General features: G+C 51.5%; 19 protein-coding genes and 1 other annotated feature. Of the genes, 7 read left to right on the top strand and 12 right to left on the bottom strand.

Annotated elements, in window-relative coordinates; all coding sequences use genetic code 11:
- Position 1: 1 nt before the first annotated feature.
- Positions 2-1,213 carry a putative lipid II flippase FtsW gene (gene ftsW / locus L1N82_RS01175; protein WP_235285514.1) on the top strand — a complete coding sequence of 404 codons (1,212 nt, stop codon included), beginning with the start codon at positions 2-4 and terminating at the stop codon, positions 1,211-1,213.
- A gap of 123 nt (positions 1,214-1,336) precedes the next feature.
- Here the strand turns inward: ftsW and L1N82_RS01170 are convergent, their stop codons facing one another.
- A complete protein-coding gene (locus L1N82_RS01170; protein ID WP_235285513.1) occupies positions 1,337-1,720 on the bottom strand; it encodes an Asp23/Gls24 family envelope stress response protein in 384 nt (127 codons plus the stop codon).
- A gap of 172 nt (positions 1,721-1,892) precedes the next feature.
- On the opposite strand from L1N82_RS01170, the gene cax reads away from it, so the two are divergent.
- Positions 1,893-2,954: a calcium/proton exchanger gene (gene cax / locus L1N82_RS01165; protein WP_235285510.1), complete on the top strand. Its 1,062-nt coding sequence runs from the start codon at positions 1,893-1,895 to the stop codon at positions 2,952-2,954.
- Positions 2,955-3,010: 56 nt separating this feature from the next.
- On the opposite strand, the gene L1N82_RS01160 is transcribed toward cax, so the two are convergent.
- From L1N82_RS01160 to L1N82_RS01140, 5 genes are all read right to left on the bottom strand, one after another.
- Positions 3,011-3,298 carry a YlaN family protein gene (locus L1N82_RS01160; RefSeq protein WP_181438803.1) on the bottom strand — a complete coding sequence of 96 codons (288 nt, stop codon included), beginning with the start codon at positions 3,296-3,298 and terminating at the stop codon, positions 3,011-3,013.
- A 144-nt stretch (positions 3,299-3,442) separates the two neighbouring features.
- Entirely contained in the window at positions 3,443-3,685 is a 243-nt protein-coding gene (locus L1N82_RS01155; RefSeq protein WP_111148626.1) for an HPr family phosphocarrier protein, read from the bottom strand.
- A gap of 87 nt (positions 3,686-3,772) precedes the next feature.
- Positions 3,773-4,894, bottom strand: coding sequence for an aminopeptidase (locus tag L1N82_RS01150; protein ID WP_235285509.1), 1,122 nt, complete (start codon positions 4,892-4,894; stop codon positions 3,773-3,775).
- Between the two features lie 75 nt (positions 4,895-4,969).
- On the bottom strand, positions 4,970-5,605 hold the full coding sequence (locus L1N82_RS01145; protein WP_235285508.1) for a hypothetical protein: 636 nt from the start codon (positions 5,603-5,605) through the stop codon (positions 4,970-4,972).
- 326 nt (positions 5,606-5,931) lie between these two features.
- Positions 5,932-7,863, bottom strand: a complete 1,932-nt coding sequence (locus L1N82_RS01140) for a sensor domain-containing diguanylate cyclase (RefSeq protein WP_235285506.1) — start codon at positions 7,861-7,863, stop codon at positions 5,932-5,934.
- Positions 7,864-8,295: 432 nt separating this feature from the next.
- On the opposite strand from L1N82_RS01140, the gene rpsD reads away from it, so the two are divergent.
- Positions 8,296-8,895 (top strand): 30S ribosomal protein S4, encoded by a 600-nt coding sequence (gene rpsD, locus L1N82_RS01135; RefSeq protein ID WP_235285504.1) that lies wholly within the window; start codon positions 8,296-8,298, stop codon positions 8,893-8,895.
- Between the two features lie 109 nt (positions 8,896-9,004).
- On the opposite strand, the gene tyrS is transcribed toward rpsD, so the two are convergent.
- Positions 9,005-10,255: a tyrosine--tRNA ligase gene (gene tyrS / locus L1N82_RS01130; RefSeq protein ID WP_235285502.1), complete on the bottom strand. Its 1,251-nt coding sequence runs from the start codon at positions 10,253-10,255 to the stop codon at positions 9,005-9,007.
- 53 nt (positions 10,256-10,308) lie between these two features.
- Positions 10,309-10,612 (bottom strand) — a binding site (T-box leader).
- 153 nt (positions 10,613-10,765) lie between these two features.
- Between tyrS and L1N82_RS01125 the strand changes: the two genes are divergently transcribed.
- Positions 10,766-13,951, top strand: coding sequence for a transglycosylase domain-containing protein (locus tag L1N82_RS01125; protein WP_235285501.1), 3,186 nt, complete (start codon positions 10,766-10,768; stop codon positions 13,949-13,951).
- A gap of 76 nt (positions 13,952-14,027) precedes the next feature.
- Here L1N82_RS01125 and acsA read toward each other — a convergent pair whose 3' ends face one another.
- Entirely contained in the window at positions 14,028-15,752 is a 1,725-nt protein-coding gene (gene acsA / locus L1N82_RS01120; RefSeq protein WP_235285499.1) for an acetate--CoA ligase, read from the bottom strand.
- Between the two features lie 299 nt (positions 15,753-16,051).
- On the opposite strand from acsA, the gene L1N82_RS01115 reads away from it, so the two are divergent.
- The gene (locus tag L1N82_RS01115; protein ID WP_268821787.1) at positions 16,052-16,660 is read left to right on the top strand and encodes a GNAT family N-acetyltransferase; all 609 of its coding nucleotides are present in this window, start codon (positions 16,052-16,054) and stop codon (positions 16,658-16,660) included.
- Positions 16,661-16,687: 27 nt separating this feature from the next.
- Positions 16,688-17,869: an acetoin utilization protein AcuC gene (locus L1N82_RS01110; protein ID WP_235285496.1), complete on the top strand. Its 1,182-nt coding sequence runs from the start codon at positions 16,688-16,690 to the stop codon at positions 17,867-17,869.
- Positions 17,870-17,941: 72 nt separating this feature from the next.
- Here the strand turns inward: L1N82_RS01110 and L1N82_RS01105 are convergent, their stop codons facing one another.
- The 4 genes from L1N82_RS01105 to L1N82_RS01090 all read right to left on the bottom strand — a co-directional run bounded on the left by L1N82_RS01105 (position 17,942) and on the right by L1N82_RS01090 (position 20,904).
- A complete protein-coding gene (locus tag L1N82_RS01105) occupies positions 17,942-18,643 on the bottom strand; it encodes a 5'-methylthioadenosine/adenosylhomocysteine nucleosidase (protein WP_235285495.1) in 702 nt (233 codons plus the stop codon).
- A 126-nt stretch (positions 18,644-18,769) separates the two neighbouring features.
- A complete protein-coding gene (gene ccpA, locus L1N82_RS01100) occupies positions 18,770-19,777 on the bottom strand; it encodes a catabolite control protein A (protein WP_235285493.1) in 1,008 nt (335 codons plus the stop codon).
- Positions 19,778-19,903: 126 nt separating this feature from the next.
- Positions 19,904-20,317 (bottom strand): hypothetical protein, encoded by a 414-nt coding sequence (locus tag L1N82_RS01095; protein WP_235285492.1) that lies wholly within the window; start codon positions 20,315-20,317, stop codon positions 19,904-19,906.
- 143 nt (positions 20,318-20,460) lie between these two features.
- Positions 20,461-20,904 (bottom strand): VanZ family protein, encoded by a 444-nt coding sequence (locus L1N82_RS01090; protein WP_235285491.1) that lies wholly within the window; start codon positions 20,902-20,904, stop codon positions 20,461-20,463.
- Between the two features lie 87 nt (positions 20,905-20,991).
- Here L1N82_RS01090 and L1N82_RS01085 point away from each other — a divergent pair.
- Positions 20,992-21,512 (top strand): type 1 glutamine amidotransferase domain-containing protein (locus tag L1N82_RS01085; protein WP_235285490.1); only part of this gene is annotated, 521 nt, incomplete at its 3' end.

Raw genomic sequence — 21,512 nt, 5'->3', positions numbered from 1 at the left:
TATGAAACCTACGCAGCAAAGTCCGCGGGGCAGACCGGACTTCATGCTCCTGATTCTGACGCTGATCCTGGTCGGCTTCGGGCTTGTCATGGTATTCAGCGCAAGCTCCAACATTGCGGCTGTGTCTGATAAATACGGCCATGATCCGTTATACTTCACCAAACGGCAGTTTATGTGGATCGCCCTTGGCCTCGGCTCCATGTTCATTCTAATGAACTTTACCTACAGCTGGTTCAAGAAGGGGTTTATCCTTTATTTCGTCCCTGTCTTTATCCTGCTGGCGCTTGTGCCATTCATCGGCCAGAAGATTAACGGGGCCCGCAGCTGGCTAGGCGTTGGTTCAATGGGGATTCAGCCCACAGAGTTCGCCAAGCTGGGCATTATTTTATACCTCGGCTCCCTCATTACGAAGAAGGGCGAGAAATTCCGGGAATTCAAGCGCGGACTGCTGCCGGTCATGATCATTGTCGGCATAATCTGCGGTATGGTCATGCTTCAGCCTGACCTGGGCTCCTGCCTGATTCTTGCAGCCAGCGCAGGCGTTGTCATTATCGCAGGCGGCGCTAACTTGAAGCAGGTATTCGGCTCTGTCCTCGTCGTTGCCGCCGTAACTGCAGTCGTGGTCAGCATCTCAATCCTGTCCGGCAATACCAACTGGGAATACCGGATCGATCGATTTACCTCCTATATGGATCCCTGGGCAGACCAGAGTGACACCGGCTATCACCTCAGCCGTTCACTGGAAGCGCTTGGGCACGGCGGGTTAACGGGAGCCGGGTTTGGGCATAGCGTCCAAAAGCTGCATTACCTCCCTTTTGCCTATAACGACTTTATATTTGCCATCATCGCCGAGGAATTCGGCTTTATCGGCAGTGCCATTTTCCTGCTTACTTACCTCCTGTTTATCTGGCGGGGACTGCTCGTTGCCTTACGCTGCCCTGATGTATACGGAACCGTTGTCGGTGTCGGCATCATCGGGCTGATCGCAATTCAGGCGGTTGTAAACATTGGCGGGGTAACGGGAACTATTCCGATTACCGGGGTGACACTGCCTATGATCAGCTATGGCGGTTCCTCGATGCTCGTAACGTTAGCATCACTCGGTATACTGCTTAGCATTTCCCGGGAATACAACAAGCCGGTGAAGACGGAGAGAGGCCGCGGCCGCACCCTGGATTCTTCGGGCAAGCCGCAGCTGCGTATGGTTAAGTAGATCATGAGGTTTCATCCGGTTACTGGATAGATTATACAGGCTAGCTAACAAAGGCTCTCGCGCGATAACGTGTGTTGTTATCGCGCGAGAGCCTTCTTCACATGCTTTAACTTGACTAATGAATTAATTCACCCGTAGAATCGCCGTCTCTTCCTTCTCATCCTCGCGGAAGGCAACGCCCTCCACTTTGACGTTTACCTCCACTACATGAAGACCTGTCATATTTTCCACAGCTTCCCTTACGTTGTCCTGCAGCTGCCTGCAGACCTCATGAATCGGGATGCCGTATTGGACGATTACCCGCAGATCAATTGCCGCTTCCAGCTGTCCGACTTCGACCGAGACGCCTTTTTGAACGTTTTTACCGCTCAATCGCTTGGCCAGCCCTTCGGATATACCGCCTGACATGCCTGCAATGCCCGGTGTTTCGAGCGCTGCCAATCCGGCGATAGTGGATACAACATCGTCAGAAATACGGACGATGCCAGTTTGAATGTCTTCGGTCATATGTCTCACTCCTCTATTCCATATAATTTCATTGTAAAGGAACCTATGTTCCGAATGCAAGAAGACAGGCTCTAAGATATGGTAAAGTTTACTTCCCCCCGCTTAAGGTTTATATTATTAACAGATTTCGGGTTCAACAGCTAACATTCTGGAAAATAGAGGTGCACAAAACGTGAAAAAAAATGGATTTTACATCGCATTGGCAGTATCCTTCCTGCTGGCGGGGATCGCGCATTACACACATTTCGGTGATATTGCCGAATTTGCGATCTCCTGTGTGGCGATTTTGTTCGTAGCCGGTTTTCTAGGCCGTGCCACAGAAAGTGTTGCCCACTATGCCGGGCAGCGGATGGGCGGATTCCTGAATGCAACCTTCGGTAACGCAGCCGAGCTGATCATCGCTATTTTCCTTGTCAAGGAAGGGCTATATGACATGGTTAAAGCGAGCTTAACCGGGGCTATTATCGGCAACCTGCTGCTGGTCCTTGGTCTGAGTATTCTGCTTGGCGGGCTGAAGTTCAAGGAACAGCGCTATAACATCCAGGTGGCAGGCCACAATGCCACTCTAATGCTTATGGCGGTCATCGGGCTGTTTGTACCGGCAGTGTTTGTCGGCGTGGAAAATTTCTCAGTGGAGAAGGATACGCTGCTCAGCTTGACGGTTGCCGGTATTCTGATCCTTGCTTACATCCTGTGGCTTGTCTTCTCAATGGTCACGCACAAGGATGTGCTTGCTGATCAAGAGCTGCCGCCAGCTGTACATGAAGAAGAACCGGTCTGGAGCAAGCGAACCTCCATTATCTTCCTCGTGCTGGCTACGGTTATGGTCGCTCTCGTCAGTGAATGGCTCGTCGGTACACTTGAGACCTTCTCTCATCAATTTGGCCTGTCGGAGCTGTTCTTGGGTGCCTTCGTCATAGCTATAGTCGGTAATGCCGCAGAGCACAGTGCAGCGGTCATAATGGCGATGAAGAACAAAATGGGAGCAGCTGTCGAGATTGCCATCGGAAGCAGCCTGCAGATTGCTCTGTTCGTCGCACCGGTACTTATCTTCATCAGTGCCCTTTTCGGCCGGACGATGGACATCGTCTTCACACCGATTGAGCTTACAGCCATTGGTGTATCCGTCTTTATTGCCAAATCCATTTCTAGAGACGGCTCAACCAACTGGTATGAAGGGGCGCTACTGCTGATGGTCTACGTCATCTTGGGCTTTGCTTTTTACCTGGTCTAACCGCCACAGCAGTCTCCTGTCACGTAATAAAAATAAAAGTAGTCTCCGGCTGGAGACTACTTTTTTTGATCGAGCGCTTCATAAAGCTGCGCCAGATTCCGTTCCAATATACTTAAAAGCTGCTTGCCTGCCGTCTCGGGGACTAAACCGGCACGCACCGCAAAATCGACCTCCCGGGAAAATCCGTACATCTGGGTATCCAGCACTTCCTCATACAATGGACATTTCCGGGTCGCCAAATTCTCCATCTGGACTTCTATCAGCTTCTCGATTTTGTCGGCATCTTCCTGTAGAAGATGAAGCGCCTTTTGATGCAAATGCAGCATCACATCCGATGAAGACACGGTACTCCCCCCTGTGTGCAATCCTTGCCGTCTTTTATATCTTTTATATTAGACGAAAATGTCGCAATACACAAGGACAAAACAAAAAGCGCCTTATCCTCATTGAGGAAAAGACGCTTAACTGCCCAGCCTTAACGGCTGTTATTACTCGGAAACGACGCGAACCTGAAGGTTATGCTTGCTGAATACTTCAGCCATTGCAGCCTTGGCTTCCTCTGCATCCGGTCCATGTACATGCAGCTCATAGGAATGGCCGCTCACAAGCGTCGTGAACAATCCCAGGATGCTCTTCACATCAATATACTTACTCTCGGCTTGAAGAACAATGGATGAACGGAACTGATTGGCAGTTTGGGAGATGTCTACAATTGCCGCGTTATTGGACATGCTGAATCCCTCCACTTTCGATTATGTTACAACTTTCTTCATCATACCTTGATTTCCCACAACTCACAAGAGGGTTACCTATCAAATTCAAGAGGTCTTTAAGTTTTCCGGATTAAGCCCTGCAAGCTCTGGCAGTACGAATATGCCGTCTTTACGGATTAGCACGTCATCAAAATATATTTCACCGCCGCCGTAATCCTTCCGCTGGATCAGCACCAGATCCCAATGTACAGAGGAACGGTTACCGTTATCCGCATCCTCATAAGCCTGGCCGGGTGTAAAATGGAGGCTTCCGGCAATCTTCTCATCAAACAGAATGTCCTTCATCGGATGAAGGATATACGGGTTAAAGCCCAGGCTGAATTCGCCGATATAGCGCGCTCCCTCATCCGCGTCCAGAATTTCATTCAACCGCTTCGAGTCGTCGCATTCCGCCTTCACAATTTTGCCGTTCTCAAACGTAAATTTAATGTTCTCAAAGGAGACACCGGAATATACGGTCGGCGTATTGTATTGAAGCGTTCCATTCACGGAGTCGCGTACCGGCGCAGTAAACACTTCACCATCCGGAATGTTCCGATTTCCCGAGCATTTCTTTGAGCCTATACCTTTGATGGAAAAACTCAAATCAGTACCTGGCGAGACGATTCTCACCCGGTCGGTGCGATCCATTAAAGCTTTAAGCGGGTCCATGGCTTTGTCCATGTTGGCATAATCCAGGTTGCACACGTCAAAATAAAAATCCTCAAAGGCCCTGGTGCTCATACCAGCCAGCTGTGCCATCGAAGAGTTCGGATAACGCAGAACGACCCACTTGGTACGTTTCACGCGCTCTTCCATATGTACGGGATGACGATAGATCTGCTCATACAGGCGCATTTTATCCTCCGGTACATCGGAAAGCTCATTTACATTCTCACCTGCCCGGATGGCAATATACGCGTCCATCGCTTCCATTCGCTTCAAATCCAGCGAAGACCACAGCTCCATCTGCTCCTTCGTAGCATTCATCAGCATCGCACGAAGCACGGAGCGGTCGCTTGTCTCAACGAAGGGGCGTCCCCCGCGCTTGGCAACCTCCTCAATGAGGCAAATTGCAAGCTCCCTTTCACTTCCAATCATGTCAATCAGCACATTTTCGCCTGGCTGGACGTTGACTGAATAAGCAGTCAGATTTTGCGCCAGCTTTTGAATCCGCGGGTCTCTCATCTGCTGTCTCCTCCTTAATTATCTATAGCTTCACACCTTTATCATCCTACCACGATTTACCGTAAGTTGCACTTGCTAACCGGGACTGCTGTCGTATCCGGTAAAGCTTACTGCCGCCACCCGCGTCTCCTGCTGTTGTCTGCCGTTTATTACATAATGCATAATGGATTTTTCTTCAAGCTGCATAGGCCGAAGCGTCTGGCGATCGACCGTCAGATGAATCTCGGTCTCTACCTCAAGCGTCTTTATAATTTGCTCAAGCTCGCGTCGCGACTCGGCGATTTCCTTGTCAAGTCTCTTCTTGTAAGCAGCCGCCTCCTTTGCTTCTTTCCCCATAATGTCCTGAGAGGAAAGCTTCGCCACCCGCTCAAAATCCTGACGCAGCCGGACAGCCGTATCCTCTTTGGCCGCCTTGTCAGACAAGCGGAGATCCAACAGCCAGGTTCGCCCGCCTTCAGCTGTTCTGCCGTACGATACCGATTTGCCCAGCCTTTCCAGCTCTCGCATCCGTTCTGTGGGATGATAGATGACAGCATCTGCCGGCTTGTGACTGGTCATTGCTTCAGGATGAGAACGACCCTCACCCGTTTGTTTGACCAGCAGCTTCGTGTGACCTTGCACCTCGCCCTCATAAGCGGCATGATTCCTTATAGGAGAATCGCCTGTTGCCGTTCCGATGTTAACCTCAAACCGGTACTTATCTGTTGCCATAAGTCCAGCGGTTACCAGTTCAAATGTTTCCTCCGCCGTCCTGTTCGGTTTATCCCCGGTACAGCCTGCCAGTGCAAAGGCCGCAAACAAACCCAACAATAACAAAACCGGGACATATGTCAGTCTTCCATAATTTCTGTAGCACATGGTTCGTTCCCTCATCTCATAGGATAGTGACTCCCTCATTCCATTCGCAACTAGATTTCCCAGGATGCAGCGACTTATACAGGAGCAGCGGGCGGCACAGACCGAGGTCTGTGAAAATCAAATAAGCTGGTACCGGAATGACCCGGTACCAGCTTGAATTCAAATATCATGTCGCCGTCCTAACCAACCTGAACCTGGTTACGTCCATGATGCTTCGCATCATACATAGCCATATCAGCACGATAGAAGAGCGATTCTACACTGATTTTATCATCTTCATATGTCCATTCGGATATCCCGCATGAAGCGGTTACTCTTGGCTCCGTCTCACTCTCCACGCGGTGACGAATCCGGTCAGCAATGCGATAAGCTTGGTCGGTTCTCACCTTGGGCAGGTACACCGCCAGTTCTTCGCCACCCCAGCGTGCCGCGATATCCGTCTCACGGATACATGATTTGATAACACCGCTCACCTGCTTCAGGATGCGGTCTCCAATCTGGTGGCCGTAGGTGTCATTAACGCGCTTGAAATAATCAATATCTACAAGGATAAGTGAGCCGCAGGCATCCTCGCGCTGGCGCAGACTAATCTGTTCGTCAAGATAATGTCTTGCATGCAGTCCGGTTAAGTTGTCGGTGATGACCATCCGGCGCACCTCGGCATGCAGGGTTGCGTTGGTGATGGCCAGCCCGATATGCGTGGACAAAACCTGCAGAAGCTTATAGTTATCGTATGAGAAATAATTCGGTACCCGGTGGGCGACCAGTATAACTCCTCCCACCTCTCCCTCCACCATTATAGGGGAAGCAATCAGCGAACGTGCATTCGTGCTCTCCATCAGTTTGGAGGGGGTCTGCTTCGGGCCTTTATAATCAGAAATGATCAAGGCTTCCTTACTCTCATTCACTATTCCACAAAAGCCGTAATCTGTTAAAAATTGTTCGTGCAGCATCGACGGTATATTACCGGACACTACTTCAAAGCAGCCCGACTGCTTGTTCAGCTTAAGAATACAGCAGTATTCTGCCTGAAAAACCTGAAGCAGTTCACCTGTAGCAAACCCGAAAATTTCCGACAGCTTAAGCGACTGATTCAGCCGTTTGGTAAGTTCATTTATGACCTGAAGCTCACCAATCAGCAAATTGGACTGCTCATACAGCTTGGCGTTCTCAAATGCAGATCCGGCCGTGTCGGCCAGCATCATAAAGGAAGCCCGGTTAGACTCCTTCCACTGTTCCACCGTCATGGAAACCTGCAGCACACCATAAACAGCCTGCTTGCCGGAGAACGGTACTGCAAGGTGGATAACTCCGTCAGCATCACGCTCGGAAACAGGCTTGCCCTCCAGAAAGGCGCGGGCGCAGATATCGCTTGATGAGTGCTTGAATACCAAGGGCTTAACCCTGGGATCTACAGCCGTGTAATCCTGCGACAGGAATAAATCAATAGTTGAGCCAGGGTATAAGCTTTCCAAGCTCTGCACCGTTTCTTTGAGCACGGAGGATACATCTATTTGGTCGTACAGCCGTTTTGCCGTCTGGAACATCGCGTCCCGGCGCTCGTTCTCCTTGTCTTGGAGACGGCGTTTAGCCGTTGTCTCCTGCGTAAGAAGCCGCTCAAATCCCTGATAGAACAGGCTCCTGAAGTGCAGACACATGGCTAGCAAAGCGGTGCTGTCCGCTACGGTTTCACGGTCCCCGGTAATAAATCCAAGTGCCGCAAAAGGAAGACCGGCAGAGCGGCTCATGACCGGAACGCCGTAAACCAGCTTGTCTTCGGCCGGCTTTGGTCCGGCAACTGCTCCGGTTCTCATAGCTTCCGAGATCAAGCCCGCCATTGCCTCCTGTTGTTCAGCCGGAACCGCAGGTCCAGCGATCTGCTCCTGCTGCCTGTCGAATAGAAACAGACTATATCTGTTCCATATATCGAACTCCGCGGACTCTTCGAGCCACTTGGAGAAGGTCTCTGCCAGCAAAGCGCCCGCATAGGGTATATCGGCTTCGTTAATATCCATATATTCCAGCCAGGAGCCGGACGCAGCCGTCTCCGCGGATTGAAGAGGCGGCTGAACCCACTGCAGCAATTGCCCCGTTTCCAACGATCTTTTCATGGCTCGTCCACTCCTTTCATCCAGGGATAGGCTGTATTAAATCGATGCTGTTCATCATAAATCCATAATTACACGATATTTAATATCATACTTTATTTTTAAGAAGTTTGCACTAGTTTTAGAGGCGTACCAAAGGACCTTTGGCCCATTAACATTTTCTAATTTTCATTTAGACAGCCGTACATTCCGCTAACAAGGCGAACAGCAAATAGATTGTCAAGCAAAGCATCTTGACATTCCACCTGAATTTCCTATAATATTAATTGTTGAAATATAGGGCAGCGGTTTTGTGTCACCCTCACGGTTGTTGTCGCTGGCGGGACAGCGGCTGAGATTCCTGTCAGGATCTCTTATAGATCTTAACAGACAACAATCGGCGAAACACTAACCCCATTTTCAAACATTCCATTTGAAGAAGGAGTTAACCACATAATGGCACGCTATACTGGACCTAAGTTTAAGTTAAGCCGCCGTCTGGGTATTTCCCTGAGCGGTACAGGCAAAGAATTGAAGAGAGCATTCCCTCCTGGACAGCATGGTCCTGGACAACGCAAGAAAATGAGCGGCTACGGCATTCAGCTGCAAGAAAAGCAGAAGCTTCGCCACATGTACGGCTTGAACGAGAAGCAGTTCCGCAACCTGTTCGACAAGGCTAACAAGATGAAGGGTATCGCGGGTGAAAACTTCATGGTGCTGCTTGAAAGCCGTCTGGACAACCTCGTATACCGTCTTGGCCTGTCCAACTCGCGTGCGGGTGCACGTCAGTTGGTAGCTCATGGACACGTAACTGTAAACGGCAAGAAAGTAGACATTCCTTCCTACACCGTATCCGTTGGTGACCAAATCGGTCTGCGTGAACGCAGCCGCGGTCTGAAAACGATTAAGGAAGCAATGGAAGGCCGTCACCATCTGCCTAACTACCTGGAGTTCAACGACAATGCAATGGAAGGCAAGTACATCCGTCTTCCTGAGCGTGCAGAGCTCTCCCAAGATATCGACGAGAAGCAAATCGTCGAGTTCTACAGCCGTTAATCGTAAGCCGGACCCCCTGGGTCCGGTTTTTTCTTTATATACTGTAAAAGCAAAGCCTGAGGCCATATATAAGAACGGCTTCAGGCTTTGCTGATCATTTATCATCGTTTTATTTAATTTTGGCGAATTTTCGTTTACCTACTTGGATCACATCTCCGCTCTTAGGCGTTATGGCAGCATTAGGATCGTCGATCTTCTCTTCATTGATCTTGACTGCCCCCTGCTGGACGCTTCTTCTCGCCTCACTGCCCGATGATTGCAGTCCCAGCACTGTCAACAGCTTTACAATGCGGATCTGGCCGTCCTCCAGCTCGGAATCCGGGACTTCAACTTCAGCTATATCATCCGGGAGCGCCCGCTGCTGGAATACCGTTACAAAGTGCTGCTCAGCCGCCTGTGCCGCTTCCTCGCCGTGGTACATGCGAACAAACGTCTTGGCCAGATTCATCTTCGCATCACGCGGGTGAACCATCCCGTTCTCCAGTCCTTCCTTCAGCTGCTGCAGCTCTTCATTGCTGATATCGGTCGCCAGCTCGTAGTATTTAGCCATCAGCTCATCGGGAATAGACATGGACTTACCGTAAATTTCACTCGGCGCTTCATCGATTCCAATGTAATTGCCAAGGCTCTTGCTCATTTTATTAACGCCGTCAAGACCCTCAAGGAGCGGGAGCATGATTGCGGCCTGCGTCTGTTTACCGTATTCCTTCTGCAGTGTGCGCCCCATAAGCAGGTTAAACTTCTGATCAGTGCCGCCGAGCTCTATATCACATTCCAGCGCAACCGAATCATAACCCTGCATCAACGGGTAGAAGAACTCATGAATACTGATTGGCTGTCCGGACTGATAACGCTTCGTAAAGTCATCTCTCTCCAGCATCCTGGCAACTGTAAGCTTCGCAGCAAGATTCACAACATCCGCAAAGGTTAAAGGTGCCAGCCACTCAGAATTGTAGTGGACAGTTGTCAGGGCCGGGTCCAAAATCTTGAATATCTGCTTTTGGTATGTCTCAGCATTATGCTTAACATCTTCTTCGGACAGCTGCTTTCTGGTCTCGGATTTACCAGTGGGGTCCCCTATTCTGCCGGTAAAATCGCCTATCAGCAGCTGAACCACGTGGCCAAGCTCCTGGAATTGGCGCAGCTTATGCAGCACTACGGTATGACCGACATGAATGTCAGGGGCTGAAGGATCCAGACCCAGCTTAATCTTAAGCGGCTTGCCTGAAAGGATGGACCCTGCTAGCTTCTCCCGCAGATCTTCCTCGGGTACTATCTCCACCACTCCGCGGCGTATGACGGCCAGCTGGCGTTCGAGCTCCCGCTCCTGCTCCGCCGACAGGTTGATTTTCTTTTCCATAATCATTTCCTCCCTTGACTGTTTGTAGACATGACAAAAAACCCTACTGTTTGCCAAGGGACGGGAAGGATTAAGCCCGCGGTACCACCCTCGTTAAAGCGTCCGGCTTTGCCGTGAACCGGGATCACTAAAACAGCCGTCCCTGCGCTTTCACTTCATTGCATATAACGGATGCGCACCGGGACGGACTAGCGGACAGTCACACTGCCCCGGCTAATCGCCAGCAAGCAGGCCATGTCGTTCATCTATCCAGCTCTAGGTGGTAATTCGCATGCGGACCGCAGCCGGTTTGCACCCTCCACCGGCTCTCTGTATACGGCTCTCCGTCAAGCTACTAGGACCTGTCATCGCTTTTCATAACTCTATATTACATGAATTTATAACACATACCATCCTATAAGTCAATTCATAACCTGCTGTCGAAAAGGTAGTCTTTATGTAATCTTCAGTCCTTTTTCCGGTAGAATGTGCTATAATAAATGACGGTAATTTGGAGGAGGAATACATAGCATGGACGAACAGCAACGGCCGAAAAAACGGAGCGGCTGGCGGACGTTCGGGATGGTCGTATGGATCACCACCAAGTGGCTGGTCATATTCGGCTTTATTATCGGACTTTTCGCAGGCGGCGCCTTAACCGGTTATGTCGCTTCTCTAGTTAAGGATGATCCCGTACGCTCGCGTGCCGAAATTGAGGAAAAGATTGGTGAGAATGCCATTACAGGCTTCGTCTACTTTAATGATGATTCTGCCGTTGGCCAGCTCAGGACAGATGAGGACAGACGACTCGTTGAGTTGAAGGACATCCCCCAGAACGTAATAGATGCTGTTCTCGCCACCGAGGATAACAATTTCTATGAGCATATCGGAGTTGATATCAACGGACTGGGCAGAGCAGTCAAGCAGAAGCTTCTTAATGAGGATGTTCAAACCGGAGGAAGCACACTGACACAGCAGCTGGCAAGGCGTGTGTTCCTGAGCCTGGATGTTTCCGACAGCCGCAAGGTCAAGGAAATCTTCCTGTCGATCAGGCTGGAACGTTTTCTCACGAAAGACGAGATCTTATCCGCTTATCTGAATAAAGTACCATTCGGCAATGGCAGCTCAGGTTACAACCTATATGGAATTAAAGCGGCTGCCAAAGGAATATTCAATATTAGCAACCTGCAGGAAATTAATATCGCCCAGGCTGCCTACTTAGCCGGCCTGCCCCAGCGCCCTTCCGCTTACACGGCGTTTAACGGCAAAGGGGAAATCAATGAGGAGGGCATCGGCTTCGCGCTCGAGAGGCAAAAGCTCGTGCTTCGCCGTATGCTCGAAACGGGCAGAATCAGCCAGGCGGAGTATGAGGAGGCGCTCGCCTTCGACATCCGTGCATCGCTTGCCAAGCCCAACAAGAAAGCTTATGCCACTTATCCATACCTGATGCTTGAGGCGGAACGGCAAGCTGCTGAAATACTGCTGCTTCAGAAAAATCCTGAACTCACACTGTCGGATCTGCGGAAAAAGGAAAACGCGCAGCTTGTGCAGGAGGAACGGGAAGCCTTGCTGAGAGGCGGCTACCAGATTTATACGACGATTGACCGCGGGATATACAACATCATGCGCAAAATCGGCTCCGATCCGGCTAACTTTACGCCTGACAGCGCCGAGAAGGGAATGGAGCAAACCGCAGCCATCTTGCTGGATCATTCAACGGGGGCTATTCTGGGCATGCTCGAAGGCCGGGATTTCTATACCGAGCAGATGAACTATGCCACCCAGATGACTCGCCAGCCAGGCTCTACGATGAAGACAATTGCCGCTTACCTCCCTGCTATTGAGGAGGGTCTGGTACAGCCGGGCAGTATTTTGGATGATGCGCCGATTGTACTGAAAGACGGCCAAAAGGGCTTTCATATCCCCAAGAACTCCAACGACAGGTACTCCGGTCTTGTTACCGCACGCGAAGCGCTTAACAGGTCGCTAAACCTGCCGGCTCTGAAGGTGTTTCTGGATAAGGTAACAATTCCGAAGGCCTGGGAGTTTTCCCGCAATCTGGGAATCACAACGATTCAGCCTGAAGATGACCACGCCCAAACAGGCGTCATCGGCGGTCTCAGTGTAGGTGTATCGGTTGAGGAGCTCACCAATGCTTACGGCGCTATTCCCAATATGGGTGAGTTCAATGATGCGTACATGATCCGCAAGATAACTGACTCAACAGGCAAGACGGTATACGAGCACAAGCATCAGCCTGTGCGTGTGTTCTCCGAGCAGACCGCTTTTCTTGTTACCGATATGCTCCGGACTGTCATTACGAACGGTACGGCTTCTACCGTTAACCGTGAATACAAGGGCAAGGACATCGCGATTGCAGGAAAAACCGGTTCCACTCAGAGCTATGGCGATGTATGGTTCATGGGCTTTACCCCGGATGTGACGCTGGGCGTCTGGTCGGGGTATGAGAAGCAGGCGGATACATTGACGAGAGAAGGACGCCTCCGCTCCCAACGAATCTGGACCAAGATCATGAACACCGTCATCGAAGAACGGCCTGAGCTGTTCAAGAACAAATCGTTCGCCAAGCCTGATGGAGTCGTCAAGGCTACCGTATCCAGTGTAAGCGGGAAGCGGCCGACACAGCTTACCTATCAGATGGGAAGACTCGTGACGGACTGGTTCAATGAGAAGTACCTGCCGAAGCAGAGTGATGACGCACTCGTTAAGATGTCATATATTCGCTACAATGGCGTAAATTATATTGCACAATCGACTACGCCTTCCGACTTTGTCAGCGACCAAATTGTTATCCGGCGGGAGAAGCCGCTCGACGAGCTGCTTGAGGAAATCCAGAAGGCGCAATCCAAAATCCCAGGCAGCAGCCGCAGATCGCTCTCTTATTATTTGCCATCGGATGCCAAACTGGATGCACCTTCAAAGACGGATCCGCGCAAGGATGACGGAAGTAATCCATCTGCGCCAATTAACGTAAGACTGTCAGCGGTGTCTGCTTCATCTGTACAGATTACATTCTCGGACAGCCCGGAGAATGATGTCGTCGGCTACCGGTTATACCGGTCACTGAACGGCAGCGCTTATCAGAAGTCGGGCAGCTCGATCGTGAAGGGCGATTCGCAGAAATTTGTTACCGGGATCAGTGCAGGCTACCAATACAGCTATTATGTAACAGCTGTCGACGTTGCCGGACGCGAATCATCGCCAAGCCTGATCGTTTCAACGGGGGCTGCTGCGCAACAGCCATCCCCAGATGTACTCGATGAGGGTTCGACGCCGGATGCGATTGACAGCGACAGCAGCACAGACAGCAATGCAAACGACGGCATGAATAGCAATGCCGGAAACGAAGGCAATAGCAGCAATAGCGGCAACAACAATAGCAGCAATAACAGCAATACTGGCGCTAATAACCAGTCCGAGCAGGCTCTCCCTGCCCCATCCGCCCCCTCGGGTTTAACCATTGAAGCAACCAGCAGCGGTATTCGGCTGTCATGGACGCCTAACCCTGTATCCGATCAGGTAACCAGTTACCATATCTACTACAGTGAGAAGGGCCAGAGCCGCTTCACCAGGATTGGCACTGTCAGCGAAGCAAGATTCGAATACAGCTCAGGAGCCGAAGGCGGCAGGTATAGAGTTACAGCCGTTAACGAGGGCGGAGAATCAGCTCCATCCTCTACGGTTAAAGCTCCTTAAACAAAGGATTTCAGACACAACAAAACAGACAGCTGCACACCTTATGTGTCAGCTGTCTGTTTTTCTATTAGTCCGGTTAATCTTCTATCGTAGACAGATCACCTGTCGGCAGATTCAGCTCCCAGGCTTTGAGCACCCTGCGCATAATTTTACCGCTTCGCGTCTTCGGCAGCTTATCCTTAAATTCAATCTCTCTTGGCGCAGCATGGGCTGATAAACCGATCTTTACATGGCGGGCTATGTCTTCTTTCAGCTCATCAGACGGCTCATAGCCTTCCCGCAGTGAGATGAATGCTTTAATAATTTCGCCGCGCATCGGGTCCGGCTTGCCGATCACTCCCGCCTCTGCGACTGCCGGATGCTCCACAAGCTTGCTCTCGACTTCAAATGGACCCACACGCTCGCCAGATGTATTGATGACGTCATCAATCCGTCCCTGGAACCAGAAGTAGCCGTCTTCATCACGGTAGGCCGAATCACCCGAAATATACCATCCCGGGATCCGGAAATATTCCTCATATTTTGCCGGATTATTCCATATTTTTCGCATCATCGATGGCCAAGGGGTACGAATGGCTAAGTTACCCATACGGTAAGGCGGCAGCTCCTGACCTGTATCATCAATTATAGCGGCTTCTATGCCTGGGACCGGCCGGCCCATGGAACCGGGCTTGATAGGCATCGCCGGGTAATTGCAGATCAGCTGGCCGCCTGTCTCCGTCATCCACCAGGTATCATGGATACGCTGTCCGTAGACCTTCTTGCCCCAGCGTACAACCTCCGGGTTCAGCGGCTCACCGACACTCAGTACATGACGCAAGCTCGACAGATCACAGCAGGCCGCAGCCTCATCGCCTGCGCCCATCAACATGCGAAATGCGGTCGGAGCACTATACCACACGGTCACCTTGTACTTTTCGATGGTCCGGTACCAATCCTGCGGACTGAAGCGGCCGCCTCTAACAACATTGGCCACACCGTTCAGCCATGGGGCAAAAATGCCGTATGAAGTACCGGTAACCCAGCCAGGGTCTGCTGTACACCAGTAGACATCGTCTTCCTTAAGATCAAGCACGACCTTGCCGGTATAATAATGCTGAAGCATCGCATTCTGCACATGATACACACCTTTTGGCTTTCCCGTGGAGCCGGATGTGTAGTGAATGATAAGACCATCTTCACGCGTAAGCCACTCAATATCCGCTTCCTCCGACGCGGCAGCCAGCTCTGCTGTACCATCTACGAGGCCTTCCCCGGCCGGAACATCGTCACCGATAACAATTATGTGCTTCAAGTCCGGCAAATCTTCCTTCGGTATACGAGACAACAGGGCCGGTGTGGTAATGATGGCGGCCGCGCCCGAATCTCTTAGACGGTCCCTAACTGCCGTCTCCATGAACGCTTCAAACAAGGGACCCACGATGGCACCGATTTTGAGAACACCCAGCAGACAGAAATACAGCTCAGGCGTTCGCGGCATAAATATAAATACACGGTCACCTTTGCCAAGACCCAGCTTGCGGAGCATATTAGCTGCCCGCGCGGACTCACGGCTGAGCTGCTCAAAGGTATAGCTCTCCTCCCTGCTGCTGTCACTGTAATACAAGGCGATCCGCCCGCCTTTGCCGCTATGTACGTGACGGTCCACCGCCTCGTAAGCCATGTTTACCTTTCCTGTCTCATGCCAGGAAAAAGCTTGCTCAACCTCTTCCAGCCGGAATGCCCGGCAGGCTTCCTCATAATCCTTCATATTCGGATTGCCGCCTTCCACCGGGAGCCACTCTTGATGCTGTACACTCATTACTCTCGACCTCCTGTACATCGGAATTCGTTCGTCATCTGAGCTCCATTCTGGGATGCATCGCCTTTTCCAGCAGGGGGTTACCTGCCATCGCCTTTACAAACGCCGAAGAATACGCTTACAATTAACCTGTACAGAGTAAATCTATTCAGCGGGCACAACCGTACCTGCTGTTCACAATATCGCCATTATTATAGCACAATCCCTTTCCTTGCGTCACAGTCTTTTCCAACCCGGCTGCAAGGGGATAAGACTATATAAAGGAGTCGACTGCAGTGGACCACCGCAAGCACCACCATATGGAACGACTCTCCTCCTCGTTCGGTGAGGTGATCATTGAAGGTCCCGTCCCGCCTGAACGGCTGGCCGGGTACCGTATGCATGAGGATCTGGATGCCTTCAGGAGGCCTGCCGAGCAGCATGAAGCACTTGTGGAAATAGCCGGTCTGCCGGAAGGACGCATCGTGGTCGCCCGGCTGGATGAATTGATTGTCGGTTACGTCACCTTCCATTATCCTGATGAGATGGAAAGATGGTCTGAGGCCGGCATGGATGATCTGATCGAGCTGGGTGCTGTTGAAGTCGCGAATGAATATCGTTCATTGGGGCTTGGCAAACGTATGATACGCTGTGCCTTTGCCGGTGATCAGCTCGAGAACGCCATTGTCTACACGACCGAATATTATTGGCACTGGGATCTGGAGCAGAGCGGGCTCAATGTATGGGAATACAGATCAATGATGGAGAGGCTGATGAAGACGGTTGACATGGTCTGGTATGCCACAGACGATCCGGAAATCTGTTCACACCCAGCCAATTGCCTTATGGTAAGAATCGGTCGCGAGGTCCCCATGGAGTCGATCGAACAATTTGACCGGATCCGCTTTCGTCAAAGGTTTATGTATTAAGCTATCCCACTTGAAAGGACGTTGACTATGGCAGCGGCCGAAGCCTTATTCATCCATCACCCTGATACGGCTCTCTATAAGTTTAGTGATGATCATCCCTTCCACCCTCATCGACTGACACTAACCATTGATCTGCTGGAACAATGCGGAGCATTGCGGCAGAACGATATCCTCCCGCAGCAAGCAGCCGGCGAGGAACTGCTCTCGCTAGTACACCGGCCTGACTATATCCGTCTGGTTAGCAGCTTAAGCCTGGCAGGACCCGACCGGGAGCTGATTGAGGAAGCAGACAAGTACGGACTCCGTACGGAGGATACTCCCTATTTTCCCGGCATGCACCATGCCGCTTCCCTCATTGTCGGCGGTACGGTCCAAGCGGCAGAATTGGTCATGTCGGGCCGCTGCAAACATGCCTATCATCTAGCTGGCGGACTTCACCACGCCTTCCCTGACAAAGGAGCCGGCTTCTGTGTATATAACGATGCAGCCGTTGCTATCGCTCATATCCGGCGCCGCTATGGCGCCAGGGTAATGTATATTGATACGGATGTCCATCACGGCGACGGGGTTCAATGGGTATTCTATGCAGAACGGGATGTGCTGACTTATTCCATACATGAGACCGGCAAATTCCTGTTCCCGGGCAGCGGCTTCGTTCATGAACGCGGCTCTGCAGACGGCTTCGGCGCCTGCTGCAATGTGCCGGTAGAGCCTTATACGGAAGACGATTCCTGGCTGGAATGCTTTCGGTACACTGTAGAAAAAGCTGCCGCTGCCTTCAAGCCGGATGTCATTGTCAGCCAGCATGGCTGCGATGCCCATGCTTTCGATCCGCTCTCCCATACACAATGCAGCATGCAAATCTACGCCGAGATGCCTGCTGTTATCCATGAATTGGCACACCGTTACGCACAAGGCAGATGGGTCGCCATGGGCGGGGGAGGCTATGACGTTCGCCGGGTCGTTCCAAGGGCTTGGGCCCTCGTCTGGCTGGAGATGTGCGGCCATCCTCTGGCCGCCCAGCTGCGGGCAGGAGACCGTGAAGCCAGGCTGCCCTCGTCCTGGATTGACAAGTGGACGGCCCAAGGTGAAAGACCGCTGCCGGCGACATGGCTGGATTCCAAAGACAATTGGCAGCCGATGCCCCGCCGTGCAGAAATCACGGAGCGGAACCGGGCGACCATGCAGCTCGCGGTGCAGGACTTCTAGCCATTGAGGGCTTATGAAACGAAAAGAGGCTGCCCCGGGAAATCCCGCAAGGCAGCCTTTGTCTGGTATTAATTAAGCCAGATTTTTTAACATCGTTTCGATAATCAAATAGGAGTTGTTCGCCGCCTGAACGGTGAAGGTTTCGAAGCTTTCAGGCGCTCCGCCGTCAGCCTTATCTGACATGGAACGGATTACAACGTAAGGAATATCATTCATGAAGCATACCTGTGCCAAAGCCGCACCCTCCATCTCAGCGCAGGTTCCCCCCAGCTCCTCTCGAAGCGTAAGAACCGCCTCACGGCTCGCAATGAACTGATCTCCTGAAAGGATCTTACCTTTACGGTAGCGCCCCGCAAAATGAGCCTCAGCGGCTTGTACGGCTGCATCAACCAGCAGAGGGTCAGCAGGGAACTCCGATATCTCTTGAAACGGAATTACACCCAGCGGAAAACCGAGCGGCCGCACATCCATGTCATGCTGGACCGAGCTTGTGGATACGACAATGTCTCCCACCTCAAGCTCAGGATCAAGCGCACCTGCCACTCCTGTAAACAGCACACAGTCCACGCCCTGGTCTATCAGTCCCTGCGTGCATACTGCGGCATTCACTTTACCGACACCCGACTTGCAGAAAATCACATGCTTGCCATGCAGTGTTCCTTCGGTAAATGTAATGCCTGCTTTCGTGATAACACCGGAAACTTCCACATGCTTGTGCAAAAGCTCAATCTCCTCAACCATTGCTCCGATGATACCAATCTTCTGGTACGCCATATGTATCGCTCCTCTTCTTGTCTTATTCTACTCAACCAAGCCATTTGCTGCTAACAGTTGAAAGAAGCTCCTGCAGCCAGGAGCTTCCCTCTATTCATATAGCCGCCTATTGGTTCACTGACAACTCTAAGTCAGCGAAGCAACGGATTGCCGCGTTATAAGCTCATGCGGCAGCGTTACACGTGCATGCTCCACATGCTCTTTCTTCATCAGCTTCGTGAGCAAACGCATGGACACGGCTCCAATATCGTACATAGGCTGAGCTACAGAGGACAGCTGCGGCCGAACCATCGATGCCATGCGTGTGTTGTCAACGCTGATCACGGAAATATCATCAGGAACCTTTAAACCAAAGTCCTGAATGCAGTGTACAGCGCCAATCCCCATCTCATCCGTAGCCGAGAATACAGCGGTCGGATGCTTGTCCCTCTCAAGGAAGAACTTCATGGCCTCCACACCGGATTCGTAACGGTAATTGCCTACGCGCACAAGCGACTCGTCATAGGCGATGCCCGCTGCTTCCAGCGCGCGCTTATAGCCCTGGAACCGGGCATAGCCGTTAGCCGGGTCCTGCAGCGTACCGCTGATCATGCCGATCGTTCGATGGCCCTGAGCAATCAGGGCGCTGACTGCGTCATAAGCAGCCGCCTCATGATCGATGTCAACGGAAGGCATAACGCCGTGCTCATCAGTCGTTGCACAGAGTACAATCGGCACATTGGCTGTCTTGAATGCCTGTAGATGCTCGTCCGTAACGGTACCGCCCATGAAGAGCAGACCGTCGACCTGCTTCTCCAGCAATGTGTTAACGACCCGGATTTCCTTCTCCTTGCGCTTGTCGGCGTTACAAAGAATAATATTGTAATGGTACATGTTTGCGATATCTTCAATTCCGCGGGCTACTTCCGCGAAGATCGCATTCGATATATCTGGTATAACGACACCTACCGTCGTCGTCTTCTTGCTCGCCAAACCGCGGGCTACCGCGTTCGGCCGGTAGCCCAGCCGTTCGATTGCCTCATATACCTTCTTGCGGGTTTGCGGTTTTACGTTAGGGTTGTTGTTGACAACACGGGATACCGTTGCCATGGAAACTCCTGCTTCTCTTGCCACATCATAAATGGTTACCGTCACGTTCCTTCTCTCCATTAATTCATATTTTGTTTCGGGCCGGTCATATATGAAAATAAATCATTACCGTTAATCATACGACAATTTTTTACTTTTCGCAATGCACCGGGCTGGCGGAGGAACAGATGACTATGTAATGGGCATTTTAACACTGATTTGGGACAGCCTTCTGCGAATCTCTTCCTTCCAGGCCTCGTCCTTCAGTGTTTGAGCCAGCAAATACATATCCAGTAGCGCATCAACCCTCTCCATAAGGAGACGGCTGACCTCTGCAGGAGCCGGTTGTTTGGTTACCGCGCACGCCTCCATCAACACATCAGCCCACTCGTTCCATTCATTAAACAAGAAGGTTTGCTTGGCAGGCTTAGCGCCTAATTGTCCTATAAGTCCTGTCAAATCCGGTTTCACTTCCGGGAACACTTCGTTTCTGCTGCAAGCCGAACAGGAGTAGATCGGCACATTGTCGATCTCCACTTTGCCCGAATAAATAACGGTCCGCAGCCTGATTTGCATGTCATTTCCGCATGGACACATTTTCTGCAAGTCGGTCACTCCTTCATATAACAACAAAACACGGCTCCGGCGACGCCGGTGCTCATCTAGCAAGCTAGTTAGCCGTATTTCAACGCTAAATGTATTCGACCGAACAGAGATAATCTCCTTCTAATTTAGCTATGTAATTTTTGCTACTTCAGCAGGGCGGCCCATAGCCTGCGGACTGGCGACAGTGCTGTAAGTCCAACCGCAGCAGCAGCCCCGATGGCATCGTTGACCAGATCATGAATATCCGGTGTCCGGCCGCCCACAAAAGATTGATGGTATTCATCCGTAATACCGTAGAGCACACATAGCACGATGATTAAAAGCTTAACGGCTGGCCGGGTAGATCGCTGTCCAAACGCATACTCGAAGGACAAGGCCAACAGGAAGTATGCGACCAGATGGCCCCAGTCAAAGCCCGTCATAAAGGGAAGCCAGCGTTGAAACCAGGGGAGCATGGCTCCAAGATCATCACCGGTTCGCGACGAAAAATAGAAAATGCAGGCCATCACAAGTATAGGCGCCAGCCAGCGCAGCGGCCGGTAAGGCTGCCGCCTGCTAGTTTTATTGGGGGCTAAAGTTTGCTTCATATAGGCTCCTTCGATAAAATAATTAAGCAGATGTTTTTATTACCAGGCCACCTTATTACCAATCTTACGCAGGAGGGGATAATCCAAATGACACTCAGCAAGACGAAAGTATTATGCCTGCTCGATGACGAATTCGAGGATCTGGAGCTCTGGTATCCGGTTTACCGGGTCCGCGAGGAGGGAGCCGAGGTCATCTTCGCCGGTCCCGAAAAAGGCAAGAAGCATATCGGCAAGTATGGCGTACCGGCTGTCGCCGACATTTCCTTTGACGAAGCGGAAAGTGCCGACTTTGACGGCATTCTCGTTCCTGGCGGATGGGCACCGGACAAGCTTCGCCGCTACCCGAAGGTGCTCCAGCTTGTTCGTGAAATGAATGATGCGGACAAACCTATCGGCCAAATCTGCCACGCCGGCTGGGTTCTGATCTCTGCCCGGATTCTGGAAGGACGGACCGTAACTTCCACGCCGGGGATCCGGGATGACATGGAGAATGCGGGCTCGACATGGGTCGATGAAGCTGTAGTTGTAGACGGTAATATCGTGTCGGCTCGCAGACCCCCTGATCTTCCACCCTACGGCAAGGCATTCGTTGAAGCCCTGAGAGCCCG

The sequence above is a fragment of the Paenibacillus tarimensis genome (assembly GCF_021532315.1).
GTDB lineage: Bacteria > Bacillota > Bacilli > Paenibacillales > Paenibacillaceae > Paenibacillus_I > Paenibacillus_I tarimensis.
The sequence above is the reverse complement of the archived record's forward strand: the minus strand, read 5'-3'. Positions and strand labels throughout refer to the sequence as shown.

Coding starts and splice junctions, on each gene's coding strand:
- acsA (WP_235285499.1), bottom strand. CDS start 15,752: ATGAGTGTACAGCATCAAGAGTGGCTCCCGGTGGAAGGCGGCAATCCG.
- tyrS (WP_235285502.1), bottom strand. CDS start 10,255: ATGGAAAAGAAAATCAACCTGTCGGCGGAGCAGGAGCGGGAGCTCGAA.
- L1N82_RS01145 (WP_235285508.1), bottom strand. CDS start 5,605: ATGGCAACAGATAAGTACCGGTTTGAGGTTAACATCGGAACGGCAACA.
- L1N82_RS01155 (WP_111148626.1), bottom strand. CDS start 3,685: ATGTCCAATAACGCGGCAATTGTAGACATCTCCCAAACTGCCAATCAG.
- ftsW (WP_235285514.1), top strand. CDS start 2: ATGAAACCTACGCAGCAAAGTCCGCGGGGCAGACCGGACTTCATGCTC.
- L1N82_RS01170 (WP_235285513.1), bottom strand. CDS start 1,720: ATGACCGAAGACATTCAAACTGGCATCGTCCGTATTTCTGACGATGTT.
- L1N82_RS01105 (WP_235285495.1), bottom strand. CDS start 18,643: ATGGCGTACCAGAAGATTGGTATCATCGGAGCAATGGTTGAGGAGATT.
- L1N82_RS01090 (WP_235285491.1), bottom strand. CDS start 20,904: ATGAAGCAAACTTTAGCCCCCAATAAAACTAGCAGGCGGCAGCCTTAC.
- rpsD (WP_235285504.1), top strand. CDS start 8,296: ATGGCACGCTATACTGGACCTAAGTTTAAGTTAAGCCGCCGTCTGGGT.
- L1N82_RS01110 (WP_235285496.1), top strand. CDS start 16,688: ATGGCAGCGGCCGAAGCCTTATTCATCCATCACCCTGATACGGCTCTC.
- L1N82_RS01140 (WP_235285506.1), bottom strand. CDS start 7,863: ATGAAAAGATCGTTGGAAACGGGGCAATTGCTGCAGTGGGTTCAGCCG.
- L1N82_RS01150 (WP_235285509.1), bottom strand. CDS start 4,894: ATGAGAGACCCGCGGATTCAAAAGCTGGCGCAAAATCTGACTGCTTAT.
- L1N82_RS01115 (WP_268821787.1), top strand. CDS start 16,052: ATGGAACGACTCTCCTCCTCGTTCGGTGAGGTGATCATTGAAGGTCCC.
- L1N82_RS01125 (WP_235285501.1), top strand. CDS start 10,766: ATGGACGAACAGCAACGGCCGAAAAAACGGAGCGGCTGGCGGACGTTC.